This window comes from Bradyrhizobium ferriligni (assembly GCF_056837965.1).
Window position 1 is genome coordinate 15,049 of record NZ_JBXEJO010000014.1, and the last position, 24,772, is coordinate 39,820.

At 65.1% G+C, this 24,772-nt stretch carries 29 protein-coding genes; 14 read left to right on the plus strand and 15 right to left on the minus strand.

Annotation, left to right across the window (positions count from 1 at the left end; all coding sequences use genetic code 11):
* Positions 1-17 precede the first annotated feature (17 nt).
* Positions 18-650 (plus strand): DapH/DapD/GlmU-related protein, encoded by a 633-nt coding sequence (locus AC1VNY_RS10455; RefSeq protein WP_411784942.1) that lies wholly within the window; start codon positions 18-20, stop codon positions 648-650.
* Position 651: 1 nt separating this feature from the next.
* Here the strand turns inward: AC1VNY_RS10455 and AC1VNY_RS10460 are convergent, their stop codons facing one another.
* A complete protein-coding gene (locus AC1VNY_RS10460; RefSeq protein ID WP_146984261.1) occupies positions 652-2,274 on the minus strand; it encodes an ABC-F family ATP-binding cassette domain-containing protein in 1,623 nt (540 codons plus the stop codon).
* Between the two features lie 158 nt (positions 2,275-2,432).
* Here AC1VNY_RS10460 and AC1VNY_RS10465 point away from each other — a divergent pair, with 158 nt between their 5' ends.
* Positions 2,433-2,876, plus strand: coding sequence for a DMT family transporter (locus AC1VNY_RS10465; RefSeq protein WP_482405080.1), 444 nt, complete (start codon positions 2,433-2,435; stop codon positions 2,874-2,876).
* 11 nt (positions 2,877-2,887) lie between these two features.
* On the opposite strand, the gene AC1VNY_RS10470 is transcribed toward AC1VNY_RS10465, so the two are convergent.
* Positions 2,888-3,592, minus strand: coding sequence for a GrlR family regulatory protein (locus tag AC1VNY_RS10470; RefSeq protein WP_482405081.1), 705 nt, complete (start codon positions 3,590-3,592; stop codon positions 2,888-2,890).
* A 285-nt stretch (positions 3,593-3,877) separates the two neighbouring features.
* Between AC1VNY_RS10470 and AC1VNY_RS10475 the strand changes: the two genes are divergently transcribed.
* The 4 genes from AC1VNY_RS10475 to AC1VNY_RS10490 all read left to right on the plus strand — a co-directional run bounded on the left by AC1VNY_RS10475 (position 3,878) and on the right by AC1VNY_RS10490 (position 9,039).
* Positions 3,878-4,969, plus strand: coding sequence for a hypothetical protein (locus AC1VNY_RS10475; protein WP_482405082.1), 1,092 nt, complete (start codon positions 3,878-3,880; stop codon positions 4,967-4,969).
* Between the two features lie 145 nt (positions 4,970-5,114).
* Positions 5,115-7,889: a xanthine dehydrogenase family protein molybdopterin-binding subunit gene (locus tag AC1VNY_RS10480; RefSeq protein WP_482405159.1), complete on the plus strand. Its 2,775-nt coding sequence runs from the start codon at positions 5,115-5,117 to the stop codon at positions 7,887-7,889.
* Complete coding sequence (locus AC1VNY_RS10485; RefSeq protein WP_482405083.1) at positions 7,886-8,410, plus strand: (2Fe-2S)-binding protein; 525 nt, start codon at positions 7,886-7,888, stop codon at positions 8,408-8,410. Before AC1VNY_RS10480 ends, AC1VNY_RS10485 begins: the two co-directional genes overlap by 4 nt.
* An 11-nt stretch (positions 8,411-8,421) precedes the next feature.
* Positions 8,422-9,039, plus strand: coding sequence for an Isoquinoline 1-oxidoreductase subunit (locus AC1VNY_RS10490; RefSeq protein WP_482405084.1), 618 nt, complete (start codon positions 8,422-8,424; stop codon positions 9,037-9,039).
* A gap of 115 nt (positions 9,040-9,154) precedes the next feature.
* Here the strand turns inward: AC1VNY_RS10490 and AC1VNY_RS10495 are convergent, their stop codons facing one another.
* From AC1VNY_RS10495 to AC1VNY_RS10515, 5 genes are all read right to left on the minus strand, one after another.
* The gene (locus AC1VNY_RS10495; RefSeq protein WP_092086355.1) at positions 9,155-9,304 is read right to left on the minus strand and encodes a hypothetical protein; all 150 of its coding nucleotides are present in this window, start codon (positions 9,302-9,304) and stop codon (positions 9,155-9,157) included.
* Positions 9,305-9,367: 63 nt separating this feature from the next.
* Positions 9,368-10,192 carry a tetratricopeptide repeat protein gene (locus AC1VNY_RS10500; RefSeq protein ID WP_482405085.1) on the minus strand — a complete coding sequence of 275 codons (825 nt, stop codon included), beginning with the start codon at positions 10,190-10,192 and terminating at the stop codon, positions 9,368-9,370.
* A 32-nt stretch (positions 10,193-10,224) separates the two neighbouring features.
* On the minus strand, positions 10,225-10,911 hold the full coding sequence (locus AC1VNY_RS10505) for a substrate-binding domain-containing protein (protein ID WP_482405086.1): 687 nt from the start codon (positions 10,909-10,911) through the stop codon (positions 10,225-10,227).
* Between the two features lie 4 nt (positions 10,912-10,915).
* Positions 10,916-11,620, minus strand: coding sequence for a GrlR family regulatory protein (locus AC1VNY_RS10510; RefSeq protein ID WP_482405087.1), 705 nt, complete (start codon positions 11,618-11,620; stop codon positions 10,916-10,918).
* Positions 11,621-11,818: 198 nt separating this feature from the next.
* Positions 11,819-12,853: a glutamine synthetase beta-grasp domain-containing protein gene (locus AC1VNY_RS10515; protein ID WP_024581543.1), complete on the minus strand. Its 1,035-nt coding sequence runs from the start codon at positions 12,851-12,853 to the stop codon at positions 11,819-11,821.
* A gap of 539 nt (positions 12,854-13,392) precedes the next feature.
* Here AC1VNY_RS10515 and AC1VNY_RS10520 point away from each other — a divergent pair.
* Positions 13,393-13,605, plus strand: a complete 213-nt coding sequence (locus tag AC1VNY_RS10520; protein WP_482405088.1) for a DUF2735 domain-containing protein — start codon at positions 13,393-13,395, stop codon at positions 13,603-13,605.
* A 90-nt stretch (positions 13,606-13,695) separates the two neighbouring features.
* Here the strand turns inward: AC1VNY_RS10520 and AC1VNY_RS10525 are convergent, their stop codons facing one another.
* On the minus strand, positions 13,696-14,007 hold the full coding sequence (locus tag AC1VNY_RS10525) for an MliC family protein (RefSeq protein ID WP_482405089.1): 312 nt from the start codon (positions 14,005-14,007) through the stop codon (positions 13,696-13,698).
* Between the two features lie 85 nt (positions 14,008-14,092).
* On the opposite strand from AC1VNY_RS10525, the gene AC1VNY_RS10530 reads away from it, so the two are divergent.
* Positions 14,093-14,836 (plus strand): tyrosine-protein phosphatase, encoded by a 744-nt coding sequence (locus AC1VNY_RS10530; RefSeq protein ID WP_482405090.1) that lies wholly within the window; start codon positions 14,093-14,095, stop codon positions 14,834-14,836.
* 75 nt (positions 14,837-14,911) lie between these two features.
* Here AC1VNY_RS10530 and AC1VNY_RS10535 read toward each other — a convergent pair whose 3' ends face one another.
* Positions 14,912-15,118, minus strand: coding sequence for a hypothetical protein (locus AC1VNY_RS10535; protein WP_035634033.1), 207 nt, complete (start codon positions 15,116-15,118; stop codon positions 14,912-14,914).
* Positions 15,119-15,238: 120 nt separating this feature from the next.
* Entirely contained in the window at positions 15,239-15,928 is a 690-nt protein-coding gene (locus AC1VNY_RS10540; protein ID WP_482405091.1) for an SGNH/GDSL hydrolase family protein, read from the minus strand.
* Between the two features lie 125 nt (positions 15,929-16,053).
* Here AC1VNY_RS10540 and fabG point away from each other — a divergent pair, with 125 nt between their 5' ends.
* Positions 16,054-16,734: a 3-oxoacyl-ACP reductase FabG gene (gene fabG, locus AC1VNY_RS10545; protein WP_482405092.1), complete on the plus strand. Its 681-nt coding sequence runs from the start codon at positions 16,054-16,056 to the stop codon at positions 16,732-16,734.
* Here the strand turns inward: fabG and AC1VNY_RS10550 are convergent.
* Positions 16,731-17,075 (minus strand): GrlR family regulatory protein, encoded by a 345-nt coding sequence (locus tag AC1VNY_RS10550; RefSeq protein WP_035634127.1) that lies wholly within the window; start codon positions 17,073-17,075, stop codon positions 16,731-16,733. The genes fabG and AC1VNY_RS10550 overlap by 4 nt on opposite strands.
* 133 nt (positions 17,076-17,208) lie before the next feature.
* Between AC1VNY_RS10550 and AC1VNY_RS10555 the strand changes: the two genes are divergently transcribed.
* The 3 genes from AC1VNY_RS10555 to AC1VNY_RS10565 all read left to right on the plus strand — a co-directional run bounded on the left by AC1VNY_RS10555 (position 17,209) and on the right by AC1VNY_RS10565 (position 18,697).
* A complete protein-coding gene (locus AC1VNY_RS10555; protein WP_482405093.1) occupies positions 17,209-17,892 on the plus strand; it encodes a DUF2161 domain-containing phosphodiesterase in 684 nt (227 codons plus the stop codon).
* Between the two features lie 107 nt (positions 17,893-17,999).
* Complete coding sequence (locus AC1VNY_RS10560; RefSeq protein ID WP_482405094.1) at positions 18,000-18,299, plus strand: putative quinol monooxygenase; 300 nt, start codon at positions 18,000-18,002, stop codon at positions 18,297-18,299.
* An 89-nt stretch (positions 18,300-18,388) separates the two neighbouring features.
* Positions 18,389-18,697: a hypothetical protein gene (locus AC1VNY_RS10565; RefSeq protein ID WP_482405095.1), complete on the plus strand. Its 309-nt coding sequence runs from the start codon at positions 18,389-18,391 to the stop codon at positions 18,695-18,697.
* A gap of 136 nt (positions 18,698-18,833) precedes the next feature.
* Here AC1VNY_RS10565 and AC1VNY_RS10570 read toward each other — a convergent pair whose 3' ends face one another.
* Positions 18,834-19,454, minus strand: coding sequence for a GNAT family N-acetyltransferase (locus AC1VNY_RS10570; protein WP_482405096.1), 621 nt, complete (start codon positions 19,452-19,454; stop codon positions 18,834-18,836).
* Between the two features lie 140 nt (positions 19,455-19,594).
* On the minus strand, positions 19,595-19,993 hold the full coding sequence (locus AC1VNY_RS10575) for a PaaI family thioesterase (RefSeq protein WP_482405097.1): 399 nt from the start codon (positions 19,991-19,993) through the stop codon (positions 19,595-19,597).
* Between the two features lie 148 nt (positions 19,994-20,141).
* On the opposite strand from AC1VNY_RS10575, the gene AC1VNY_RS10580 reads away from it, so the two are divergent.
* Positions 20,142-20,927, plus strand: coding sequence for a cobalamin-binding protein (locus AC1VNY_RS10580; RefSeq protein WP_482405098.1), 786 nt, complete (start codon positions 20,142-20,144; stop codon positions 20,925-20,927).
* 193 nt (positions 20,928-21,120) lie between these two features.
* Here the strand turns inward: AC1VNY_RS10580 and AC1VNY_RS10585 are convergent, their stop codons facing one another.
* Positions 21,121-22,398 (minus strand): ArgE/DapE family deacylase, encoded by a 1,278-nt coding sequence (locus AC1VNY_RS10585; protein WP_482405099.1) that lies wholly within the window; start codon positions 22,396-22,398, stop codon positions 21,121-21,123.
* Between the two features lie 54 nt (positions 22,399-22,452).
* Entirely contained in the window at positions 22,453-23,145 is a 693-nt protein-coding gene (locus AC1VNY_RS10590; RefSeq protein ID WP_482405160.1) for a pyridoxamine 5'-phosphate oxidase family protein, read from the minus strand.
* 106 nt (positions 23,146-23,251) lie between these two features.
* Here AC1VNY_RS10590 and pdxR point away from each other — a divergent pair, with 106 nt between their 5' ends.
* Positions 23,252-24,754, plus strand: a complete 1,503-nt coding sequence (pdxR, locus tag AC1VNY_RS10595) for a MocR-like pyridoxine biosynthesis transcription factor PdxR (protein WP_482405100.1) — start codon at positions 23,252-23,254, stop codon at positions 24,752-24,754.
* Positions 24,755-24,772: the final 18 nt, after the last annotated feature.

Sequence of the window (24,772 nt, forward strand, 5' to 3'; positions counted from 1 at the left end):
GCATCGAGGACAACGCTATGAACGCACCGAGCCTGACCCGCCCCAAGATTGCCGAAACCGTCATCGAGCCGACGGTCAAGCTGCGCGAGGTCAAGGTCGGACGTTGCTGCGAAGTGCTCGGCGACACCGCGATCGAATACACCGAGCTTGGCGATTACTCCTATCTCGGCAGCGGCTGCATGGTCGCCGACGCGGTGATCGGCCGCTTCTGCGCGATCGCGGCGCAGGTTCGGATCGGTGCGCCCAATCATCCGCTCGAGCGCCCCTCCCAGCATCGCTTCACCTACTGCCCGGAATACTACACGGCCTCCGCCGAGCGCGATCATGACTTCTTCAGGAACCGACGCGCGGATCGCGTCGTGATCGGAAACGACGTCTGGATCGGCCACGGCGTGATCGTGCTGCCCGGCGTCACCGTCGGAGACGGCGCGGTGCTGGCGGCCGGCGCGGTGGTCTCGCGCGATGTCGCGCCCTACACCATCGTCGGCGGCGTGCCGGCCCGGCCGATCAAGGAGCGGTTCAACCGCAAGATCGCCGCCGAGCTGTCGCAGATCGCCTGGTGGAACTGGCCGGCTGAGACCATTTGGGAGCGCCTGCCGGAATTCCAGTCAGGCGATGTCGAGGCGTTTTGCGCTCGGTGGAGAGCTTGAGCTAGCTCCGCAGTCCCGGCGCTTCCTGGCCGGTGCGCGCGACATATTCGGTGTAGCCGCCGCCATATTGGTGGATGCCGTCAGGCGTCAGCTCGAGCACGCGGTTGGAGAGCGCGGCGAGGAAATGCCGGTCGTGCGAGACGAACAGCATCGTGCCTTCGAACTCGGCGAGTGCGTTGATCAGCATTTCCTTGGTGGCGAGATCGAGGTGGTTGGTCGGCTCGTCGAGCACCAGGAAGTTCGGCGGATCGAACAGCATCTTGGCCATGACGAGCCGCGCCTTCTCGCCGCCCGACAGCACCCGGCATTTCTTCTCGACGTCGTCACCGGAGAAGCCGAAGCAGCCGGCGAGCGCGCGAAGACTGCCCTGGCCGGCCTGCGGAAACGCATCCTCCAGCGACTGGAACACGGTGCGCTCGCCATCGAGCAGGTCCATCGCATGCTGGGCGAAATAGCCCATCTTGACGCTGCCGCCGACCGCGACCGCGCCGTCGTCGGGCTCGGTTGAACCGGCGACCAGCTTCAGCAGCGTCGACTTGCCGGCACCGTTGATGCCCATCACGCACCAGCGCTCCTTGCGACGGATCATGAAGTCGAGGCCGTCATAGATGCGCTTACTGCCATAGGCCTTGTGGACGTTCTTCAGGCTGACGACATCCTCGCCGGAGCGCGGCGCCGGCTGGAATTCGAACGCCACCGTCTGCCGCCGCCGCGGTGGCTCGACCCGCTCGATCTTGTCGAGCTTCTTCACCCGGCTCTGCACCTGGGCTGCGTGCGAGGCGCGCGCCTTGAATCGCTCGATGAACTTGATCTCCTTGGCGAGCATCGCCTGCTGCCGCTCGAACTGCGCCTGCTGCTGCTTGTCGGAGAGCGCGCGCTGCTGTTCGTAGAACTCGTAATTGCCGGAATAGGTGGTGAGCTGTCCGGCGTCGATCTCGACCACCTTGTTGATGATGCGGTTGATGAACTCGCGGTCATGCGAGGTCATCAGCAGCGCGCCCTCATAGCCCTTCAGGAACTGCTCGAGCCAGATCAGGCTTTCGAGATCGAGATGGTTGCTCGGCTCGTCGAGCAGCATGACGTCCGGACGCATCAAGAGGATGCGCGCCAGCGCCACCCGCATCTTCCAGCCGCCGGAGAGCTTGCCGACGTCGCCGTCCATCATCTCCTGGCTGAAGCCGAGCCCCGCAAGCGCTTCGCGCGCGCGGCCGTCGAGCGCGTAGCCGTCGAGTTCCTCGAATTGATGCTGCACCTCGCCATAGCGCGCGATGATGTCGTCCATCTCGTCGGCCTTGTCGGGGTCGGCCATCGCGGCCTCGAGTTCCCTGAGCTCGGCCGCGACCACGCTGACGGGCCCTGCCCCATCCATGACCTCGGCGACCGCGCTGCGGCCGGACATCTCGCCGACATCCTGGCTGAAATAGCCGATCGAGATGCCGCGATCGAGCGAGACCTGACCCTCGTCCGGGATTTCCCGGCCCGAAATCATCCGGAACAGCGTGGTCTTGCCGGCGCCGTTCGGCCCGACGAGACCGATCTTCTCGCCCTTCTGGAGCGCGGCGGAGGCTTCGATGAAGAGGATCTGGTGGCCGACTTGCTTGGAGACGTTATCGAGGCGGATCATGCTCTAAGACTGGGAACTGAGGGTTTGCGGCCTCTTATTCGATCTGGGACCTGGGTGGAAGCCCATTCCGCAGGTTCGTGCCGCGTTTCATGCATGCCACGATCGTTGCCAATCGAATATGACATGAAGCGGTTCGATGATCGGTTTTGGGGCATCTTATGCAAGTCTGGTTTCTCTATCTTCTCGCGCTCGGCGCCGGCATCTGCGTCGCCGTTCAGCAGGTCCTGAACGGCAATCTCAGGTCCGCGCTCAACTCGCCGGCCTGGGCCGGGCTCGTCAGCTATCTCGGTGGGCTCGTGACAATGGCGGTCGTGCTGGTCGCGACGCGCGAGCCGGTGCCGTCCTGGAAGCTGGTGACGGCTGTGCCGTGGTGGGCCTGGAGTGGCGGCGTCCTCGGCGGCATCTTCATCCTGTTGATGATCCTGCTGCTGCCGCCACTCGGCGCCGCGACCCTGCTGGCACTGGTGGTTGCGGGTCAAATGCTCGCGGGCATCGCGATGGACCATTTTGGCCTGTTCGGGTTGGCGCAGCACCCTGTGTCGGCGTCACGGCTGGCCGGCATCGCGCTGATCATCGGCGGCGTGCTTTTGATCAAGGATTGACGGACCTCTAGTCAGGCGCGGCGCATCAGCCGCAATTCGGCGGACAGGCGAAGGCTGCGCTTGCCGGCCAGCGCGATGCCTTCGAGCTCGGCACCGTCCGCGCGGCACGAACCGGCAAAGCCGATGCCGACTTCATAACCGCCGAACACCGGGTACTCGCCCTTCGCCGGCGTATGCTCCTGGTTGACGATCTCGCCTCGCCAGCGGCCATCCGCGGACGAATACGAACCGAGATAGTAGAAGAACGCATCGCCGCCGAGGATGCGGCCGTCCATCAGCAAGATGACCCCGGTAAGCCCGGCGTCGACACCGTCGAGCGCGCGGAGATGGATGGAGTACAGTCCGTTGACGATGCCGCCGGGACCGACTGCCCCGCGCGGCGGCAAGGCCTCGTCGTCGAGCGGCGCCAAATTCGCCCAGAACACGCCGTCCGGCATGGCGTCGGCCTTGCCCTCGAGCAGGATGGTGGAACCCTCGCTCCTGCCGCGCACCTTGATGACGGTGACGTCGGCGCCCATCAGCGGCTTGAAGTTCGGATCGTCATTGTGGCGCTCGGTGATCACCTCGGCGGCGATCTCGCCTTCCGTCACCTGATAGGTGCCGAGATGGGCAAAGGCCGAATTGCCGCCCAGCATCTTGCCGTCATGCATGCACATGATGCTGCGGCCGAATGCGCCGTTGATGCCGTACTCGACCTTGTAAAGTCCGTTGAGCACGCAAAAATCCAAAAAATAAAATTGATTCTGTTCGCCACATAGCACCGGGCCGAACGCCGCACCATTGGGTCTTTTGGCGCAGGCAAGCCCGCAATGTCCGGGTGTGGACAGCCGCCGATTCGTCGCTTAGCTGTAGGCACCGCCCGCGTCGTGCTGTGTCACGCGGGATCCGGTCTGCCGGTTCTCTACTCTCCCAGTTCATTGTGTCCAAGCATTTGCGCATTCCGCCAATGGTCGCGCGGCCGCACCCGGCCTCGACACAGGCGAGGCTTCGAGGAGCATCACATGATCAATCGCTTTGGCCTGGCCGCCGCGCTGGCGCTGCTACTCGGCAGCGGCGGCACAGCCCTGGCCCAGTCGCTGCCCGACTATATGGGGCCGATCTCCGGTAAGACCTCATCAACGCCGGCCGACGTCGCGACCAAGGACGTGCTCGCGCTCAACACCGGCATGTTCGAGCTCTATGGCGATGCGGCGCGGATCTTCCAGAAGAACATCCTCGACAAACACCCCGTGATCCTCGGCCTGTTCTCCGGCGCCGGCGGCCGTCTGATCCTGTACCGGCCGGGCAAGCCGCCGACCGAAGCGCCGCAGGTGCCGATCGTCTATCAGCTGCTCAAATCGGTCGGCCACAGCACGATGGCGCTGGCCGAGGTGGTCGGCCCCTATGTCAACAATCCCGACGACAAGGCATGGCGCGGGTCGATGCAGGCCTATCGCAGCCGGATGCAGTCGGCGCTCGACGGGCTCGATGCCACGCCGATGCAGGCGGACTGGCGCGACAACAACCGCGCCATCCTCAAGAACAACATCGCCTTCATGGATGAATGCCTCACCGCCGGCGCGATCCCCTTCGCGACGCTGGAGGCGTTCGGCAAGAAGCAGGCGCCGCTGCTCGCCAAGAACGTCGCCTGGGCCGCGCAGACCCAGGTCGCGCACTGGATGACGGTCATGGCCGACTGGAAGTCGCAACTCGGCGCCGACTGGGACAAGACCTATGGCGCGAGCAACACGATCTATGTGGCGCGGCAGAACAACGTGATCTTCAGCGTGCTGGCGCAGTTCTTCGGGCCTGACGCCATCAACAGCCGCCTGATGCTGATCGAGACGATCTCCTTCACCACGACGCCGTCGGACATGCTGGAGTCGCTGACCCGGATTATCGCCGATCGCTCGGTCGGCGCGCTGTTCTTCGGCAGCTATCACCTGATGGACTATGAGCTGATGGGGGGCGATGCGCGCGAGGCGATCATCGCCGAGACCAAGAAGCGCGGCATGACCGCCTTCCTGCCGCCGCTGGTGCCGTTCGGTTCCAAGCAGTGGCCGACGCTGATCACGCCGGGTCCGGGACCGGCCACCATCGCCGACCTCAAGTGAGGCCAAAGCTGCAAGTGAGGCAGCTACGACCTATTGCGGCGTTGCGGTTGCGCTCGCTATGCCGCAATACTTACGCGTGTATTGCACCAAATTTTAAACCCCGGCGCGATATGCCGTCGTCGAGGTGTCAATGAAAGATCAGACCATGCGGCCTTCGCGACGCGAGTTCGTGAAATGGTTGTCGGCAGGCGGCATCTCGGTCAGCCTGTCGCATCTGGCGCTGGCGAAGGAACCGGCTTTCGCGAGCCGCGAGACGCTGCCCGGGCGCGGCCATTTCAATCCGGCGGAAAAGGGCGCCGGCCGTGTCGACGGTGTGGCCAAGGTCACCGGCGCAAAGCTCTACGCGTCAGACTTTCGCGCCGCCGACATGCCGGGCTGGCCCGCGACGACCGCGCACGCCATCCTGGTCCGCGCCGATGACGCAACGCATGTCTATGCCGGCATGGACCTCGCCCGCCTCGATGGTCCTGCAAAGCCGTCGGTTGTCGTGACCGCTGCCGATCTCGACCGGATCGGCACGCGGGTCCCGGAATTCTACACCGGCGACCTGTTCTGCCCGGTCGGCAAGACGCCGCTCTATCTCGGACAGCCGGTCGCGCTGTTGATCTTCGAGCAGTTCGACGCTTTCGACCGCGCGCGCCTCGCGCTGCGCGACGGCGGCTTCGTCAAATTCGGCGACGAGACCGGGCCGGTCATCCTGCCGAACTACGGCGCGTATCGCTTCACGCGCGTGGCGGGCGCCACGCCTGACGCCCCCGACCTCTATTCGCCGATCCAGGCCGGCTGGGTTTCGCCGAGCCGCATCCAGAACGCGGCGCTGCCGGTCTGGCTGCCGCTCGCCAAGGAGACCAAGGCCGACTACGCCAAGGCCGCGACCCATGGCGAAGCGATCCGCGCCCAACTCGCCAAGGACGATCCGACACAGCTCGTGCTCGACCGCGAGTTCGAGACCCAGTCGGTCGATCCGATGTTCCTGGAGCCGGAGAGCGGGCTCGCCTGGTACAGCGACAACAGCGGCAATCTCGAACTGGTGCTCGGCGTGCAGTCGCCCTATGAGGCGACCGAGTCGATCGCCTTCATGCTCGGCAAGGCCCGTCCGCCGTTCCGGCCCTCGCACATCAACGCGCAGTTCGCCCATGTCGGCGGCGGCTTCGGCGGCCGCGACCATACCCCGTTCGTGCTTTACGTGGCGCTGGCGGCGATGTTCTTCCCGGGCCGGCCGGTGCGGCTGGCGCAGGACCGCTACCAGCAGTTCCAGGGCGGCATCAAACGCCACCCGATCAAGATGCGCTCGCGGATCGGCATCGATCGCGCGAGCGGCAAGATCACCGCGTTCGCCGCCGACCATGTACTCGACGGCGGCGGGCTCGCCAACTTCTCGGCAAATGTCGCGGTCGTCGCCGCGACCGCCGCGATCGGCATTTACGACATCCCCAAGGTCGACGTCACCACCGTGGCGCTGCATTCGCGCGGCGTCACCGCAGGCTCGATGCGCGGCTACGGCACACTGCAGACCATGACCGCGCTCGAAGTCCTGATCGACGAGGCGGCTAGCGAGCTCAAGGTCGATCCGATCGCATTCCGGCGCAACAATGCGCTGAAGCAGAACGGCCGGACCATGACCGGCAATCCCTACATCGTATCGGTGCGCACGCCAGACATCCTCGACAAGCTCGAGACGCATCCGATCTGGCGGCAGCGCGCCGACTTCAAGCAGAAGGCGCCGGAGGGACGGCTGGTCGGCACCGGCGTCGCCTGCGTCACCAAGGACTACGGCTCCGGCGCGGATTGCTCGCTCGGCCGGGTCGAGATCGATCCCGAGGGACGGATCGCGATCCACTGCGACCACGTCGAGATGGGCAATGGCGTCGGCACCGCGCTCGCCAACCGGGTCGCTAGCCATCTCGGCGCCGTCGCCGACGAGGTCGCCGTCTCCCGCGTCGACAGCTATGACGCGCTTGGCCTGGTCACCTCGGGCGATCCCTACACCATGGATCAGAAGACCCAGGATATCGCCGAGAAGAATCCGCGCTGGGTGCCTGCGATCAGCTCGGCGACCAGCGCGTCGATCGGCGCCCATGTCGGCACCCACTCCTCGGCCGAGGCGGCCCGCGTCATCTTCCGCTTCGGCCTGTGGCCGGCGGCGCTCGAGCTCTGGCACATCGGCAAGGCCGATCCCCGCGCCCGGCAATGGGACAGAGCGCGCTGGCAGGACGGACAGCTCGTGCTCGATGATCTCGCACCGCTGCCGTTGGCAAAGCTTGCCGCGACCGCGCATACGCGCGGCTTCGTCACCGGCGCCATCGCGCACAGCTTCTCGCGCTGGGCCTGGTCGCGCGCCCGCTTCCCGCTGTTCGGCGAACAGTACCGCGCCGAGATCGACGCGCTCGCTGTTCGTCGCGGCCGGAGCCAGTTCGAGCGGATTGACCGAACAAGCGTGAAATTCCCGCCGACCGACAACAACCGGATCGGCACCGCCTACACCTCGATGTGCGGCACGCTGGTCCGCGTCGAGATCGAGCGCGCGACCGGTATTTTGCGCATCACCAAGGCCTACAGCGTGTTCGAATGCGGCCAGGCGCTGGTGCCTGAAGTGGTGCTCGGCCAGTCGCATGGCGGGTTCGCGATGGGCGTCGGCTACGCCCTGCTGGAAACCCTGCCGCCGTTCGAAGGCGGGCCCGGCAACGGGCAGTGGAATCTCGGCCAGTACCTGATCGCGCGCGGCTCCGACCTGCCGCTGCACGATCTCGAGATCGAGATGCTGCCGCCACTGACGCCGGACGAGCCGCCGAAGGGCATGGCCGAGGTGGTGATGATCCCGATCGTGCCGGCGCTGCTCAACGCCATCAACGATGCCACCGGTCACCGCTTCCGCTCATTGCCGGTGACAACAAGCCTGCTCAAGGGAGCGCTGGCGTGACGACGCTCAACCTCACCATCAACGGCCGGAAGCACGGCCCGATAGAGGTCCGTGACGACCTCTCGATGAACGATTTCCTTCGGGAAATGCTTGGGATGACCGGCACCAAGTTCGGCTGCGGCGCCGCGCAATGCCTGAGCTGTGCCGTTATCATCGATAATCCCGACGGCACGAGCTACACCACCCCGACCTGCGTGGTGCCGGCGGCGAATTTCGACGGCAAGGCGATCCGCACCGTCGAGGGCCACGCCAGGCACGGCGAACTGTCGGCGTTGCAGCGCGCCTTCATCGACCACTTCGCGTTCCAGTGCGGCTATTGCACGGCCGGCTTCCTCAACGAGGGCCAAGTGCTGCTCGAACGGTTGGCGAAGACGCCGGTGGCACGGGACCAGCTCGAGAGCGTCATTGCGGATGCGCTCGACGGCCATCTGTGCCGCTGCACCGGCTACATCAAGTATCACCAGGCGGTGCGCGACGTGATCCTCGCCGATTCCAACCGCTATCTGACCGCCAGCAAGTGAGCGCGCGAGCAATGCCATCGGAAACGCGGTTTCGGGTCGTTGCGGTGCTGACGGCGCTTGCGACCAGCCTGTGCGCAGGCTACGCGGCGTCGGAGAGCGCGAGCCACGCCCTCGCCGCGCCGGACAGCTTTGCCGGCATCGAGAATGTCGAGCAGCGCTCGGCGGCGATCTTCACCGAGCTCGGCAAGGTTCTGACGCATCCGCGCTGCACGAACTGCCATCCCGCCGGCGACAGCTCGCGGCAGGGCGATATCAGCCGCATGCATCAGCCACCGGTGACGCGCGGTGCCGACGGCCACGGCAAGGACGCCATGCGCTGCTCGATCTGTCACCAGCACGCCAATTTCGATCCCGGTCGGGTGCCGGGCCATCCGGAATGGCACCTTGCGCCGCGCGAGATGGCATGGGCCGGCAAGACCGTCGGCGAGATATGCGCACAAATCCGCGACCCCGCGCGCAATGGCGGCCGCACGGTCGAGGAGCTGGTCGAGCATATCGGCAAGGACACGCTGGTGGGCTGGGCCTGGCATCCCGGCTTCGGCCGCGCACCGGCACCGGGCACGCAGGCGCAGGCCGGCGCGCTGGTCGAGGCCTGGGTGAAAACCGGCGCGGCCTGCCCGCCTCCGTAACGACGCAGCGTCCGAACTAAAGCATGATCCGGAAAAGTGCGAAGCGGTTTTCCGAAAGATCATGCTCAAACAAAGAGCTAAAGCGCGATGACGATTTACCCAAATCTCATCGCGCTTAGTGGCGCTTGAAATACTGCACGTCGCGCTCGTGCTTCTCCGCCGCCGCGCGCGACTTGAAGGTGCCGAGATTGCGGCGCTTGCCGGTCTTCGGATTGACCTTGCGGGAATAGAGCCGGTACTCGCCGGAACTTAGTTTGCGGATCATCGCAGCGCCTCGCCAATGCCATTCGCATGTCAACGACATGCCGCGGCGAGCATTCCAGTTCGGTTAGAAGCAGAGATTGGTCACGGCATTGCCGCGCTTGTCCTTGATGACATAGGGACAGCGGGCCCGCTCCAGCGCCTTCTTCGCATCCTCGTCGCCGAGCGCCGCCGCCCGCTCGTAATAGGCCTTTGCGGCATCGCTATCCTTCGGCCCGCCGCGACCGGCCTGCGCGAAGGCGCCCATCCGCTCCAGCGCGCCGGGATGGTTCTGCGCGGCGGCCTTCTCGAACAGCGCCCGCGCGCCGGCATCGTCCTGCGCGCCGCCCTTGCCTTCGGCCAGCATCATGCCGAGCTGGTACTGCGCTTCGGCATTGGTCTCGGCGGACTTGGCGAGCAATTCGCGCGCGCGTGCCGGATCCGCCGCCGCGCCGCCGCCGCCGCCGAGCGCGGCAAGATTGCTGACGCCGCGCGCGTTGCCGGCCTGCGCCGCGCGCTCGAACAATTTGCGCGCCTGCGCCTCGTCCCTGGCGAGGCCGGTGCCGTTGCCGTAGAGCACGCCGAGCTCGACCATCGCCGATGTCGAGCCCTTGTCGGCCGCCTTGCGCCACGCGCTTGCGGCTTCCGCCGTCTGCCGGTTGGCGGCATAGGCCCGGCCGAGCTCGTACATCGCGCGGCGCGACGATCGTGCGGCCACCGCGCAGTACTTGATCGCGGTCGCGATGTCGGCCGACGCGATGTCGGGCACGCCCTTCACGTCGGCCGGCTTGTCGGGATCGGTGGGATCGGCGGCAAGCCGGTCGCACAGCACGAGGTCGGCCGATTGCGCGTGGGCAAGCACGGGCGCGGCCAGCGCCACAGCGAAGACAATTGCGTGAAGTGGTTTGAACATGACCAGCAGGTTGCGTCGCGGTGCGGGCGAATTCAAGGCTCGAGCCCGGTCTCGCGCAGCACCGGCGCGACATCGGCTGACGACAGATAGCGCAGCAGATGATCGGCGGCCGCCGCGAGCGGCGACGCTGCCATGCGGCCGGCGGAGAACACCGCCGGGGTCTGCAGATCCAGCGGAATCGGCCCGACGACCTCGATGCCCTCGATCTGCTTCAACTCGCTGACCTGCTGGATTGCGAGATCGGCGTCGCCAGTGACGAGCTTCTCGGCGGTGAAGCCGCTCGGAATGATCACCGCCCGCGCGTTGATCGCCTCCACAATGCCGAGACGCGCGATCAGCTGCGCGAACAGGATGCCGCTGGCACCGAGCCGCGAATAGGCCACCGCCCGCGCACCGAGCAGCGCCGCACGCAGCGCGGCTTCGGTTGCGATGTCGGGATGCGCGGCCCCCGCCTTCACCGCGACGCCGACATAGGAGCGCGCGAGATCGACAGCACTTTCCCGCGCAACGCGGCCCTCGCCGATCATCTCATCGAGGCCCTCGCGGGTCAGGATCACGAGGTCGGCGCCCTCGCCGCCGCGCAGGCGTTCGAGCAGTGCCAGCGTCGGGGCGAAATCGGCGTCGATCGCAACGCCGCTCGCCGCCTGATAGGCGGCGGCAAGCCGCGCGACCGCGCCCCTCAGCGCCAGCGTCGAAAGAACGCGAACCGAATTGCTCATATGCCTATGCCCGGCGCATCAGCTTGAGCGCGGCCGTGAGGCGCAGGCTGCGCTTGCCGGCAAGCGCGGTCGCCTCCAGCACGGCGCCCTCGGCGTCGCAGGTGCCGGCAAAGCCGATCCCGACCTCGTGGCCGCCAAAGATCGGATTCTCGCCCATCGCCGAAGTGTGCTCCTGATTGAGGATCTGGCCCTTCCAGCGGCCTTTCTCGGAGGTGTAGGTGCCGAGATAGTAGAAGAAGGCGTCACCGCCGAGGATGCGGCCGTTGTTCAGCAGCATCACGCCGGTGAGGCCGCCGTCGACCCCGTCGAGCACGCGGATGTGGATCGAATAGAGCCCGTTGATAACGCCGCCCTCGCCGACCCCGCCCGCGATCGGGATGTCCTCCCCGGTGATCGGCGTCATCACCGACTGGAACGGCACGCCGGGCAACTCCGTCAATTCGCCCTTGAAGCGATAAAGTTCGCCGTCCGGCCGGCCTTTGGCAATCAGCGTGGCGTCATCGGTACCGGCCATCGCGCGGTAGTTCGGATCGGGGTTGTGGCGGACGGTCTGGATCTCGACTGCGACCTCGTCGCCGGCTTTCTGGTAGGTGCCGATATGGGCGAACGCCGAATTGCCGCCCAGCATCTTGCCGTCGCCGACATACATCACGCTGCGGCCGACGGCGCCGCCGAGTTCGAACCGGACCTTGTAAAACCCCTCAAACAAGCGCCGCGTCCCCGGCAGCCAAGATGTACCCGTTATCTAGCGCGGTTCATAACGCAGCGAAACCGGTTTCGGCGGAACGCCACCTGCAAAGGGTATCGCTAAATAGCGAAGGTCCGCCAAGGCTGTCACCCTGGCGGACCCGATTTGCGGTACCGGATGGCTCCATCCGGGTCCGATAGCAGCTTAGGCCGCAGCCATTTAAGCCGCAGCCTTGGCGCCGGTCGGAACCTCGGAGATCGTCTTCAGGATCTGCGAAGCGATCTGGTAGGGGTCGCCCTGGGAGTTCGGGCGGCGGTCTTCCAGATAGCCCTTGTAGCCGTTGTTGACGAACGAGTGCGGCACGCGGATCGAGGCACCACGGTCAGCCACGCCGTAGCTGAACTTGTTCCAGGGCGCGGTCTCGTGCTTGCCGGTCAGGCGCTTGTCGTTGTCCGGGCCGTAGACGGCGATGTGATCCATCAGGTTCTTGTCGAAGGCCTTCATCAGGCTCTCGAAGTACTCCTTGCCGCCGACTTCGCGCATGTACTTGGTCGAGAAGTTGGCGTGCATGCCCGAGCCGTTCCAGTCGGTGTCGCCGAGCGGCTTGCAATGGAATTCGATATCGATGCCGTAGCTCTCGGTGAGGCGCAGCATCAGGTAGCGGGCCATCCACATCTGGTCAGCGGCGGTCTTGGAGCCCTTGCCGAAGATCTGGAATTCCCACTGGCCCTTAGCCACTTCGGCGTTGATGCCTTCGTGGTTGATGCCGGCGGCGAGGCAGAGATTGAGATGCTCTTCGACGATCTTGCGGGCGACGCTGCCGACGTTCTTGTAGCCGACGCCGGTGTAGTACGGGCCCTGCGGCGCCGGATAACCCTCTTCCGGAAAGCCGAGCGGACGGCCGTCCTTGTAGAAGAAGTATTCCTGCTCGAAGCCGAACCAAGCGCCTTCGTCATCCAGAACGGTGGCGCGCTTGTTCGAGACATGCGGCGTCTTGCCGTCGGGCATCATGACTTCGCACATCACCAGCACGCCGTTCTCGCGCGCGGCGTCGGGATAGCAGGCGACCGGCTTCAGCACGCAGTCAGAGCTGTGGCCTTCAGCCTGCTGGGTGGACGAACCGTCAAAGCCCCACAGCGGAAGCTGTTCGAGGGTCGGGAACGACGCGAATTCCTTGATCTGCGTCTTACCGCGCAGGCTCGGCGTCGGCGTATATCCGTCGAGCCAGATATACTCGAGCTTGTACTTGGTCATTGAACCTCTCTGTTGATGATGCAAAACCGTGAGGAACCGAAAGCCAGTCGGCCGCCGCACGCGTACCCGGCCACCATCGGCCGGCTCCTACTAAGCAATTAAAATGCCAGTCGCTGCACTGCGGCGCCCGCCCGGTCGCGGATGTCCACAGCGGACATCGCATTTTTTTCTGCGACATAGCAGCGCGGCTGGCATGCGCCGCGGTCAGTCAAAATCTTCTCTCAGCGCCCTCCGCCGCCCGTTTCTGCAGCAAATTCGGCTACGGCATCGCCTGCCGCTTAATGTGGCGGCAGCGCCATGTGACAGTTCGTGTCCAACGGTCGGGCGCCCTGCAACCACCGTCACGGCTCAAGCGTTGGTCAGCTGCATCCTGCCTCACAGGAAGCAAACCCGAATCTGCCTACGAATTAGCCAAACAATGACTATTTCTTGGTCACTTGCACCCCGCCCAGCCCGGGCCGATATCGAAACTACGGTAACCACACGCGAATGAGTCGGGCGCACCATGGAGGCTCGCTCCGGCCAAAGGAGACTTTGACATGATCACCACGGGCCAAAGCCAAGGACCGATCCAGGGATCGGCAACGATCTATCAATTCCCGGCAGGGGGCCGCGCGGCGCTCGGCGGACGCCGCTACGGCGAGACGCGGACCGCGCTCGAACTCGCCGCTGAAGTCGAGACCTCGGCCTGCAGCGAGAGCTGGTACCATCAGGCGGCCATCGACGACGCCAAGCCGGGCCGCGATCACTGATGCCGATGCGATCGAGGGGCGTGACGCAAAAACGTCAGACAGCAGCAGAGCAATAACAAGGGTCGGAACGCGAGCGTTTCGGCCCTTTTTTCATGCCAGCTCGCAGGTCGTCGCCGGCCGCCTCGCGTGCCGGAGCCTGGCAAGCCCGGCCCGGTTGATCTCAAGCGTGACCCCGCCACCCTTGTAGCGCGAGCCCGTCAACGACAGGCGCTTCTTCAGCGTCACCGCCTTGCCGTCGAGTTGCAGATGCGCGCGCGTATCCCCGTTGAAGAACCCGGCAATGAACTGCGTGCCGTCGGCACAGTGATAATTCCGGAAGGCGGACTGCGCCGACACGTTCGCGGAACCAAAGAGCTCGAAAAGAATTGCGCCGATGACAATGGCGCCCCCGCGATAAGTCATATTCTCCCCCCAACGGGCCGGTTATAGACCTGTCTGCGCCGCTATTCCTGCGCCAAGACCTCATCAGCTGCAACAGGCCCGCCCGATGTCCGAAGCCCCTGCCCGTCATCTCAATCTCGCCGGCGCCAGCAATTTTCGCGACCTCGGCGGCTACCAGACACGCGACGGGCGGACGGTGCGCTGGCGCCAGATCTTCCGCTCCAACCATCTTGCGCATCTCACCGAGCACGACGTCGCCGTGGTGCGCTCGCTCGGGGTCAGGAGCGCGTTCGATTTTCGCGGCGTCGCCGAGCGCGCCGAGGCGCTGTGCGGCATGAACGACGTCACCGTGCATTCACTCCCCGTCGAGCCGACTGTGGTGGCTTCGCTGCGCGCGATCGCCGGCAACCGTCAGCTCTCGGAAGCCGATGCGATCGACGTGATGCGGGATTCTTATCGGGGCTATGTGCAGGACAACACCGCGCGCTACCGCACGCTGTTCGCCCATCTATTGGAAGACCGGGCGCCGCTCGTGATCCACTGCACCGCCGGCAAGGACCGCACCGGCTTTGCCTGCGCGCTGATCCTGCACGCGCTCGGCGTGTCCGATCAGGTGATCGCCGACGACTATCTCCTGACCAACCAGTTCTACAAGCGCGACCCGGCCCACAGCACCGAGTTGCCCGATGATATCAAGCAGGTGCTCGGCACCGTGCGCGCGGCGTTTCTGGAGGCTGCATTCGAGGCGATCGATGCCGACTACGGCAGCCTCGACGGTTATTTCCGCGAAGGCCTCGGGCTCGGCCAAGCCGAGCGCAAGGCGCTTGAAGGCCGCTACCTGCAGGCCTGATCAGTTCGCGCGACAGCGTTTTCGAGCGACGTGGATACCGGTTCGCGTGAAGAAAACGCGGCCAAGCCGAAAAGCTCAGGCCGCTGCGGCCTCGAGCTCGAGCTCCGCATCGAGATCGGCAATCACATCCTCGAACGCCGAGATCGCCTGCTGGATCGCCGCGATCTGCATCAATTCCCAGCTGCCCACTGGTCCCTTGCGATTTTGCAGCGCCACCACGAGATCGCGCCGCTGCTCCTTAAGCTGAACGAGCGGTAAACCGTGGTCCGGAAGATTTCCCATTCGCATAACCCCTACCTTGGCTGGAGTTCCGCTTCTAAGGAAAGGATTCTGCAAACGACTTACGGAACTACTGCAAATTTTATCCAACCGGCCCGACCCCGTAGTCTTACGTAGTCGGCGTCACGTGATCGCCTCCGGCTTCAATGCGTCGTCGATCGCGCCGAACAGCGACTGGGTCACGCAATTGGTCGCCCACTCGCTGGTGTGAAGCTGTCCGCCATCGTCGAGCTCGCCAAGCGGAATCCCGTCATCGGCCCAGCGCTTCATCAGCGCGAAGCGGCTGAACAGGTTCACCTTCCTGCTTGCAGTCACTTCGGCGATCATCGGCATGATCACGTTGGCGAGATTGAGCGCAGCTTCCGTCCCGACGATCGCCTGCGTGTACTGGGAATCCATCACGACGACGTCAAGCGGAAGCGCCGCGAGCACGTCGAGCCCGGCCTCCAGCGTCGCGCGCACCTCGGCGGGATTGTAGTTCTTGTAGACGGCGTTGGTGCCGACCTGCCAGATCACCAGCACCGACGCCTCAACCGTCACGTCGGACTCGATGCGCGAATACTCCTCCGGCGCCTCCTGGCCGCCGATCCCGCGATTGATCACGTCGATCATCCGGCCGAAGAAGCGTTGCCGCAGCAGCATTTCGAGCCGCGGCGGGAATGGCAGGATGTTGTCGGCGCCCGCGGTCGACGACGATCCGAGCGCCACCAGCTTGATCTTGCGCTGATGCCGGAGCGCATCCGCGAAGTGCGGCAGCTTATGTCCGAATTTGACGAGGTCGAGATGGGTTTCGCACGGTCTGGGTGTCGGCATCGCAAACATCCTTGAGGCGAATGAATTGATGAATACGCGCAGTAGGAGGCGAAATTGGCGGCATTGCAAATGAATTCCGCCTGATCATAGTGGGCATTCGTTTGCTCGCGAATGCGGAGACCGCCATGCACGGAAAAGCCATCGTCATCACGGGCGCCCTCGGCGCGCTTGGCAAAGTGGTCGCCGCAGAGGCGCTGGCGCGCGGCGCGCGTGTCGCCGGCATCGATCATGCGGCGTCCACGCTTGCGGCGACGGCCGACCATATCGAGCTGGGCGGTGTCGACCTCACCGACACCGCGCAGGCGACCGCCGCGATCGACAAGGCGGCCGCGCATTTCGGCCGGCTCGACGGGCTGATCAACATCGCCGGCGGCTTTACCTTCGAGGCGGTCAGCGACGGCGACCCGGCAACCTGGCAGCGCATGTATGCGATGAACGTGATGACGGCGCTCAACACCTCGCGCGCCGCCATCCCGCATCTCACCAAGTCGGGCGCCGGACGGATCATCAATATCGGCGCACTCGGCGCCTTGCAGGCCGCCTCCGGCATGGGTCCCTACGCCGCCTCGAAGGCCGGCGTGCACCGCCTCACGGAGTCACTCGCCGCGGAACTCAAGGGCAAGGTCACGGTCAACGCGGTGCTGCCCTCGATCATCGACACTGCAGCCAATCGCGCCGCGATGCCGAAGGCCGACATCTCCAAATGGGTGACGCCGAAGGAGCTCGCCGAGGTGATCCTGTTCCTCGCCAGCGATGCCGCGAGCGCCGTCACCGGCGCGCTGCTGCCGGTGAACGGGCGGGTTTAGTCCGCAACCAGCAGCCGCAGTTTCGACCTGAAGCGGATGCTCTGCTTGCCGGCGAGCGCCATGCCGTCACCTTCGGCGGTCTGATCGGTATAGGTGCCGGTAAATCCGATCGTGACCACCTTGCGTTCCCACACCGGGCGCTCGCCATAGGTCGGCGAATGCTCCTCGTTGGTGACCTCGCCCTTCCACTTGCCATCGGCTGCGGTGTAGCTGCCATAGGCAAAGAAAAACGAGTCGCCGCCGCGCATCTGTCCGTCGCGCAGCACCATGACACCCTGGTTACCACCAGAGACGCCGTCGAGAAATTCGACGGTGATGTGATAGAGCCCGTTCCGGATCATGAGCTGCCCTGGTCCCGGTTCCGACAATAGCCGCTCGGCCGTGCCTTGAGCAAATTCCATCCGCCTCGGCGGGCGCAATTCCGCGCTATGCTGGCGCACCGAGTCGCGGCCGGATGCCGCAGGAGCCTGCCTGTTGGAAACCGCGCTTTATCTGCCCGTCAAAAGCTTCCTGGAAAAGCTCGGCTTCACGGTGAAGGGCGAGATCGGCGGCTGCGATCTCGTGGCGTTGAGCGGCGATGATCCACCAGTCGTCGTGATCGGTGAACTCAAGCTCGCCTTCAATCTGGAACTGATCCTGCAGGCGGTCGATCGCGCCGGCGCCGCCGACGAGGTGTGGATCGCAGCCAAGGTGTCGGCCCGAGGCAAGGGCCGCGAGAGCGACGCGCGCTATCGCAATCTGTGCCGGCGGCTCGGCTTCGGCATGCTCGGCGTGACCGATCGCGGCGACGTCGAGGTGCTGGTGCCACCGCCGACCGCGGCGCCCCGCCGCAATCCGAAGAAACGTTCACGGCTGATCACCGAGCACCGGAAGCGCAAGGGCGATCCCGCGATGGGCGGATCGACGCGGGCGCCGATCATGACCGCCTACCGGCAGCAGGCGCTGGCCTGCGCCTCGGCGCTTTCGGATGGGCCGCGGCGGGTCCGCGACCTGCGGGCCGACATTCCCGACGCCGGCAAGATCCTGCTGCATAACGTCTATGGCTGGTTCGATCGCGCCGAGCGCGGCATCTATGTGCTGACCGATGCCGGTCGCGCCGCGCTGAAGCGCTGGCCGCAGCAACAGATGAGTGCATCCGGGGCAGAAGCCACCCCGTAGAGCATGATCCGGAAAAGTGCGAAGCGGTTTTCCGAAAAGATCATGCTCAAACAAGAACCTAAAGCGCGATGATGACTTGGCTTCATCGCGCATTGGAGGGGGATATCATGATCGTCGTCACCGGCAGCGTCACCGCCCGCCCCGACTCGTTCGACGAGGTGCGGCGCTTGAGCCTCGAGCATGTCCATCGCTCGCGCACCGAGCCCGGCTGCATCTCGCATGCGGTTCATGTCGACTGCGAGAATCCGCTCAGGCTGGTGTTCTTCGAGCAATGGGCCGACCGCGACGCGCTGGCTGCGCATTTCGCGGTCCCTGCGTCACGCGATTTCGTCCGCTCGCTGCAATCTCTCGCGGCTGCGGCGACCACCATCGAACTTTATGACGCTCACAAGATTGAGAGACTCTAGCTGCATGGCTGGATTGCCATCTCACATTCATATTGCAATGCAACATTGGGGACCTTACGTATCTCCCGCGATTCAAAGATGAGGCGGCGATGAGCGGAGACTGGAATACCAAGTATGGCACCCGGCGCGTGCGGCATGATCCCCCGACGCTGGAGGAAGCAATCTTCGCTGCCATCGGCATCACCGATGACGTGGAGGCCCAGGCCGAGATCGCGTCGGCCCTGATGGGGCTGCCCTATGACGATGTGCTCGCCGAGGTGAGGAAGACTGCGCGCGTCAGTGCCCGGACCGGCACGGCAACCCGCGTCATCGCCGGCGAACAGGGCGCGCAGCGCTCCGTTGTGGTCGAGCGCCGCGTGGTCCGCCGCTTTGCGACCGACAAGCGCACCGGCACCTGAGAAGCGCCATCCAATTGCTGAAAGAAAAAGGGCAATCCATTGAATGGATTGCCCTTTTTCGTTTGATTTAAGATTCTTGTTGGACGCGTTTCCTTCACGCGAACCGGTATCACCTTCGCTTGGAAACGCTACCGGCTCAGGCCGCCCGGCCCCAGCCGGAGATCTGCATCACCATGCGCCAATAGGCGCGGTTCATGTCGACGATCGCGCGCGCGGCCTCGACCGGCGTCACCGCGGCAGCCGGCGCCGCTTCGGGCTGCTGCTGCTCGCTCAGGTCGATGCTGCCGGTCGACTCCCCATGACGGAAGGTCAGTTGGGCACCGAACTTGGTGGCCAGCGCCCGCATCGCATCGTTCTGTGCGCCGGTGGTGATGCGCAGGCTGCCGTAGCCCTTGGCATGCGCCTCGGCGATCAGTTTGCGGAACAGGGTGCTGCCGACGCCCTTCCGACGCGCCGACCGCTCGACGCTGAAGGCGATTTCGGGCTGGGCATCCGGTGACTGCTCCGGGGGATGCAATTCGGCCGCGCCGCGGACCACGCCATCCTCGAAGTAGGCGATGATGACGGTGCCGTCATTGGCGCAGCGCTCGGCGTAGCGGCGGATGAAGCTATCGTCGATGAAGCCATGAAAGCGATCATGACGGCTGGTGCGATCCAGCCGCAACAGGTGATCGCGCAGCAGCGGAAGCTCTTCCTGCTGGCTCAACGTCCGCACGGTGCCCTTGGCGGGCGTCGGACGAATGGAATCATAGTTCATTTCATAACTCCTCTTGGTAGCCCTCGAGGAGGCGTCGGGTCCCTAGCAACTCCTATATTGTGCGACGCACCATAAAATTCAAGTACCTAGATTCATTCAATTAAGGCATGTGGTGATTAGAAAATCACATTATCGCCCCATCATAGTACCAGCTGTGTCTGGGTCACCACCGCGACCAGCTTGCCGTCTTCGGTCTCCAGCCTGGTCTGCCACACCTGGGTCCGCCGCCCCCGGTGAACCGGTGTCGCGGTCGCAATCACGGTCGACCCCTCCTTGGCGCCGCCGATGAAGTTGGTCTTGCTCTCCAGCGTCGTGGTGCCCTTGGCGTCCTCCGGCAGGTTGATCACGGTCGCGGCGGCGCCGACCGAATCCGCAAAGGCCATCACCGCGCCACCATGGATCGTGTTGCGGAGGGTGCAGAGGTCCGGCCGCACCACCATTTTCGCGACCACCCGGTCCTGGTCGGCCTCGGTGAAGGTGACGCCCTTCAGTTCAGCAAACGGCATCTTCATCGATTGGATCTTTTCGAGCGGCGTCATGGGCACTCCCTGCTTCGTGGCCTTCTTCGAGGTTGATATCGGCATGATGGATTGCCTGAGCGGGCCCGGCAATGACGTCTGAGGTAATGGCGCGAATGACGTCATGACATCCGTGACAACGTGCCGCCGAGTCTGCATATCGTCATCGATGCGCGACTTCCCTCCCCGCCGGATCGTCTGCCTGACCGAAGAGACGGTCGAGACGCTCTATCTGCTCGGCGAGCAGGACCGCATCGTCGGCGTCTCCGGCTATGCCGTGCGGCCGCCGCAGGTCCGCCGCGAGAAGCCGCGCGTGTCGGCGTTCATCTCCGCCGACATGCCAAAGATCCTGGCGCTCGATCCTGATCTGGTGCTGGCCTTCTCCGATCTGCAGGCCGACATCGTCGCCGATCTCGTGCGCGCCGGCGTCGCCGTCCACGTCTTCAACCAGCGCGACGTCGCCGGCATCCTCGCGATGATCCGCGGCCTCGGCGCGATGGTCGGTGCCGCCGACCGCGCCGACCGGCTCGCGCAGAACCTCGCACAGCGGCTGGCCACGATCGCGGCAACGCCGCGTGGAGCACCGCGGCCAAAAGTCTATTTCGAGGAATGGGACGATCCGCTGATCAGCGGCATCGGCTGGGTGTCTGAACTGATCGAGATCGCCGGTGGCACCGATGCGCTGCCGCATTTGCGCGCGCACAAGGCGGCCAAGGATCGCATCGTCACGCCTGACGCTGTGCGTGCGGCGATGCCCGACGTGATCCTGGCGTCCTGGTGCGGCAAGAAGGTCGTGCCCGACCGCATCCGCAAGCGTGAGGGCTGGAGCGACATCCCGGCGGTACGCAACGACCGCATCGTCGAGATCAAGTCGCCGATCATCCTGCAGCCCGGCCCCGCCGCGCTGACCGATGGGCTCGATGCGATCGTGAAGGCGTTGTGGGCGGGGCATTGAGCCTTCCAGCGTCGTCCCGGCGAAGGCCGGGACCCATACTCCGCGGCTAATGTTGTGATCGGGACTCGTCGTTGCAGCGCTGCTCATCAACCAAGATTTGTGGTTATGGGTCCCGGCTTTCGCCGGGACGACAGCGAATTTGTTGCGCAATCACGCACAAGACTATGATTGCAATGGCATAGGGAGAACGAGGCTACGCCTTCTCCAAGCCGCACCATTCCGCGATGAACAGCGCCATCGCCTTGGTCGCTTTCCGTAGCGACTCCAGCTCGACATATTCGTTGAAGCCGTGCATCGCCGCGCCGGTGGCGCCGAAGCAGAGGCTCGGGATGTTGTGGTTCAAGCCGTAGAAGCGCGTGTCGGTCAACGCGGTGAAGGCGCGGTCTTCCACCGCGCCGCCATAGATGACTTGGTGCGCCTTGGCGAAGGCAGCTTCCGGTGCCTCGGAGTTGACCAGCTCGTAGCCTTCCGACAGGAAGCCCGACCATTCGACCTGCGGCGGATTGTTGGAGAGGAAGCGATGATCGCGCGCCGCCGCCGACACGCACGCCAAAATCTCCTTCTGGCACTCGGCGATCGACCAGCCCGGCAAGACCGCGATGCGGCAGTCGACGTCGCACCAGGCCGGCACGCTGGAGGCCCAGTCGCCGCCCTTGATGATGCCCGGATTGAAATTGATCGGGTGATTGACGTCTTTGAAATGGCGGTCGGCCTTGGCGCGCTCGTTCCAGGCGATCTCGAGCTTCTCCAGCGCATGCACCAGATGATACGCCGCCATGATTGCGTTCGAGCCCGCACCGGCCTCGAACACATGCACCGGGAAGCCGCGCACCTTCAGACGGAACCAGATCACGCCGACCTGCGAGCGGATCATCGTGCCGTTGGTCGGCTCCGGGATGAAGCAGGCATCGGCGCGATAGCCGCGCTGCAAGGTCGAGAGCGCGCCGACGCCGGTGCTCTCCTCCTCGATCACGGACTGGAAGTGAATCCGCGCCGTCGGCTTCAACCCGGCCTTCTTGATCGCATCCAGCGCATAAAGCGCGGCAATGGTGCCGGACTTCATGTCGCAGGCGCCGCGGCCGTACATCCTGCCGTCCTTGATGACAGGCGAGAACGGCGGCGTCTCCCACATCTCGAGCGGACCGGTCGGCACCACGTCGCAGTGGCCCTGCAGGATCAGCGATTTGCCGGCATTGGTGGCCGGGCGGTAGGTGCCGACCACCGTGCGCGCCTTCGAGAAATCATGCTCGATCGGACCGAAGCCGCGCAAGTCCTTGAGCTCGTCGGGATTGATGTGCCAGTCGTCGACCTCGTAGCCGCGCTCGCGCAGGAGATCGCCGATCATGTCCTGGCACGGCCCCTCGGCGCCGCGGGTCGAGGGGATCGCGACAAAGGCCTGCGTCGTCGCAAGCTGCGCATCGAATCCCTCGTCAACGGCGCTAAGGATTCGTTGTTGCGTCTCGGCAGTCATGCTTTGGCTCCATCGGGAAAACAGATCAGGCGGGAGCCGCAACGTAGCCCGATTTCAGTCCGCCTTGTATTGCGCAAAATAGGCATCCCGCAATGCATCTTCGAGCAGCCGGCCCTCCGAATAGCCATCGAGCGTCTTCGGCCGCGTCACGCCGTCGAGCAGCCGCGGACACGGCTCGGGCGCGCCGAGCACGGTGCGCACCGGAATGCGCTCGGCGTAGATCGGCAACTCATAATCCTCGTCATCATCGGCGACGCCCTTGGCGCGAATTTTTGCCGAAGCCTCCTCGATCTCCATCGCGATGAACGAGGTCGCCTTGATCTCCTGCTTGTTGCTGGCACGCAGGCTCGCGGTGCGCTCGGGAAAGAAGCGGTCGACCATCGCGACGATCGCGCGTTCCTTCTCTGCGGGGTCTGTGACGAGATAGGCTGACCCGAACGCCATCACCGCGCGATAGTCGGCCGAGTGGTTGAAGCCGCAGCGCGCCAGCACCAGGCTGTCGAGATGGGCGACCGTCAGGCACACGCGTTGCCCTTCGGACTGGTTCTCCAGCATGCGGCTCGCGCTCGAGCCGTGCCAGTAGAGCCTGGTGCCCTCGCGCCAGAAGAAGGTCGGCGTGCAATAGGGCTGGCCGTCGATCACGTAGGAGACGTGGCACAGCATCGAGGCGTCGAGGATCCTGTGCACGGTGGCGTGGTCGTAGAAGCCGCGGTCGTGGCGGCGCTTCACCCGGTTGCGGGACGACATGGGATAGGACGGAGCGGATGCGCCTTCGGTCACGGTGGTGCCTTTCGAAATCTGGAATCTGTCCTGAGTTGTAGCGGCCCATTTGGTCTGCGATAGTGCCAATTCCATGCGAAAAATTCCGACCAATTCCCGGGAGCCTGCGGCGCGCAAGACCGAGCTGCCGCTCGACCTCGGCGGCCCGCACGTGACGCCGGGCGCGGCCTCGCAGCAGCGGCTCTATCAGGCGCTGTGCCACGCGATCGTCGGCGGCCTCGTCAAGCCGGGCGAGCCGCTGCCGCCGTCGCGCGCGCTCGCCAGACAGACCGGCTTCCGCCGCAACGCCGTCACCACGGCCTATGAGCGGCTGATCGCCGACGGCTTTGCGGTGGCAACCACGGGCTCCGGAACCTTCGTCGCGGCGCGCATTCCGGCGCAGGCCGCCGCGCCGCGCCGCGCAAGGATCGCGATCGAGCCGCCGCAGCACAATGCGCTGTCGCTCGGCTGCACCCATATCGACGAGCGCGCGCTGCAGCGCTTCCGCGCCTTTGCCGGGCGCAGGCTGCGCGCGTTCGGGTCCGAGCATCTGCATTACGGCGATCCCCGCGGCAGCAGCGAATTGCGCGCGGCGATATCGGACCATCTGCTGTCGGCCCGCGGGCTGCGCTGCGACCCCGACCAGATCATGCTGGCTTCGGGCACGCTGCATGCGCTGCGCATCGTGCTCGGGGCGATCCTCAGGCCCGGCGACCAGGTCTGGTGCGAAGACCCCGGCTATCCGGCGGCGCGGCGTGCGATCGAGCATTGCGGCTATCGTCCGGTGTCGGTGCCGGTCGACATGTCGGGCATGCGCATCGACAAGGGGCGCGCGTCCGCGCCGCAAGCGCGCGCCGCCTATGTCACGCCCTCGCACCAGTTTCCGCTCGGTGTGCAGATGTCGATGCCGCGCCGGCTCGAGCTGCTCGACTGGGCCAAGGATGCCGGTGCCTTCGTGTTCGAAGACGATTACGACAGCGAGTTCCGCTACGATGGCGCGCCGCTGCTGTCGCTAGCCGGCATCGATCATCTGCGCCGCGTGATCTACATGGGCACGTTTGCGAAGACGCTGTTTCCGGGATTGCGGATCGGCTATTGCGCGCTGCCCGAAGCCTTGATCGGTCCGGTGACGGCGGCGCGCGCCGCGCTCGACCGCTTTCCCGCCACGTTGATGGAAGGCGCGGTCGCCGACATGCTGAACTCCGGCGCCTTCGCCGCCAACTTACGCAAATCGCGCAAACTCTATCGTGAGGCGCGCGACGTCCTGGCGTCGACGCTCGCTAATGCCACCGAGGGCGAGCTCACGGTTCCCGTGCCCTCGCAGGGCCTGCACCTCGTGGCGCGGCTCGATCCCGCGACCGATCCGCTGATTGCCGCGCAGGCAAAGGCTAATGCCGGCGTCGGCGGCTGGCTGCTCGCCGAGACCTATCATCGCGCGCCGCCACTGCCCGGCTTCGTGCTGGGATTTTCCGGTCATCCGGTTCCGCAACTCGTCGCGTCGGCGGAACGACTGGCGAAGACAACGCTGACTGCATTGCGTGGGACGCGCAAGGTATCCGTCCAGCCGCGGCGCTCTAGGAGAATCGCAGTCATCTGACTAAGGTCGCACGCGTTG

What these genes read in the sequence shown, in the direction of transcription:
- AC1VNY_RS10575 (WP_482405097.1), bottom strand. Translation starts at nt 19,993, where the DNA reads ATGACGCCGCTCGAAAAGATCCAATCGATGAAGATGCCGTTTGCTGAA.
- AC1VNY_RS10525 (WP_482405089.1), bottom strand. Translation starts at nt 14,007, where the DNA reads ATGACTTATCGCGGGGGCGCCATTGTCATCGGCGCAATTCTTTTCGAG.
- AC1VNY_RS10565 (WP_482405095.1), top strand. Translation starts at nt 18,389, where the DNA reads ATGAGCGGAGACTGGAATACCAAGTATGGCACCCGGCGCGTGCGGCAT.
- pdxR (WP_482405100.1), top strand. Translation starts at nt 23,252, where the DNA reads ATGCGAAAAATTCCGACCAATTCCCGGGAGCCTGCGGCGCGCAAGACC.
- AC1VNY_RS10515 (WP_024581543.1), bottom strand. Translation starts at nt 12,853, where the DNA reads ATGACCAAGTACAAGCTCGAGTATATCTGGCTCGACGGATATACGCCG.
- AC1VNY_RS10500 (WP_482405085.1), bottom strand. Translation starts at nt 10,192, where the DNA reads ATGTTCAAACCACTTCACGCAATTGTCTTCGCTGTGGCGCTGGCCGCG.
- AC1VNY_RS10465 (WP_482405080.1), top strand. Translation starts at nt 2,433, where the DNA reads ATGCAAGTCTGGTTTCTCTATCTTCTCGCGCTCGGCGCCGGCATCTGC.
- AC1VNY_RS10475 (WP_482405082.1), top strand. Translation starts at nt 3,878, where the DNA reads ATGATCAATCGCTTTGGCCTGGCCGCCGCGCTGGCGCTGCTACTCGGC.
- AC1VNY_RS10580 (WP_482405098.1), top strand. Translation starts at nt 20,142, where the DNA reads ATGCGCGACTTCCCTCCCCGCCGGATCGTCTGCCTGACCGAAGAGACG.
- AC1VNY_RS10455 (WP_411784942.1), top strand. Translation starts at nt 18, where the DNA reads ATGAACGCACCGAGCCTGACCCGCCCCAAGATTGCCGAAACCGTCATC.
- AC1VNY_RS10585 (WP_482405099.1), bottom strand. Translation starts at nt 22,398, where the DNA reads ATGACTGCCGAGACGCAACAACGAATCCTTAGCGCCGTTGACGAGGGA.
- AC1VNY_RS10550 (WP_035634127.1), bottom strand. Translation starts at nt 17,075, where the DNA reads ATGATCCGGAACGGGCTCTATCACATCACCGTCGAATTTCTCGACGGC.
- AC1VNY_RS10495 (WP_092086355.1), bottom strand. Translation starts at nt 9,304, where the DNA reads ATGATCCGCAAACTAAGTTCCGGCGAGTACCGGCTCTATTCCCGCAAG.
- AC1VNY_RS10540 (WP_482405091.1), bottom strand. Translation starts at nt 15,928, where the DNA reads ATGCCGACACCCAGACCGTGCGAAACCCATCTCGACCTCGTCAAATTC.
- AC1VNY_RS10570 (WP_482405096.1), bottom strand. Translation starts at nt 19,454, where the DNA reads ATGAACTATGATTCCATTCGTCCGACGCCCGCCAAGGGCACCGTGCGG.
- AC1VNY_RS10460 (WP_146984261.1), bottom strand. Translation starts at nt 2,274, where the DNA reads ATGATCCGCCTCGATAACGTCTCCAAGCAAGTCGGCCACCAGATCCTC.
- AC1VNY_RS10490 (WP_482405084.1), top strand. Translation starts at nt 8,422, where the DNA reads ATGCCATCGGAAACGCGGTTTCGGGTCGTTGCGGTGCTGACGGCGCTT.
- AC1VNY_RS10535 (WP_035634033.1), bottom strand. Translation starts at nt 15,118, where the DNA reads ATGGGAAATCTTCCGGACCACGGTTTACCGCTCGTTCAGCTTAAGGAG.
- AC1VNY_RS10520 (WP_482405088.1), top strand. Translation starts at nt 13,393, where the DNA reads ATGATCACCACGGGCCAAAGCCAAGGACCGATCCAGGGATCGGCAACG.
- fabG (WP_482405092.1), top strand. Translation starts at nt 16,054, where the DNA reads ATGCACGGAAAAGCCATCGTCATCACGGGCGCCCTCGGCGCGCTTGGC.
- AC1VNY_RS10480 (WP_482405159.1), top strand. Translation starts at nt 5,115, where the DNA reads ATGCGGCCTTCGCGACGCGAGTTCGTGAAATGGTTGTCGGCAGGCGGC.
- AC1VNY_RS10590 (WP_482405160.1), bottom strand. Translation starts at nt 23,145, where the DNA reads ATGTCGTCCCGCAACCGGGTGAAGCGCCGCCACGACCGCGGCTTCTAC.
- AC1VNY_RS10560 (WP_482405094.1), top strand. Translation starts at nt 18,000, where the DNA reads ATGATCGTCGTCACCGGCAGCGTCACCGCCCGCCCCGACTCGTTCGAC.
- AC1VNY_RS10530 (WP_482405090.1), top strand. Translation starts at nt 14,093, where the DNA reads ATGTCCGAAGCCCCTGCCCGTCATCTCAATCTCGCCGGCGCCAGCAAT.
- AC1VNY_RS10505 (WP_482405086.1), bottom strand. Translation starts at nt 10,911, where the DNA reads ATGAGCAATTCGGTTCGCGTTCTTTCGACGCTGGCGCTGAGGGGCGCG.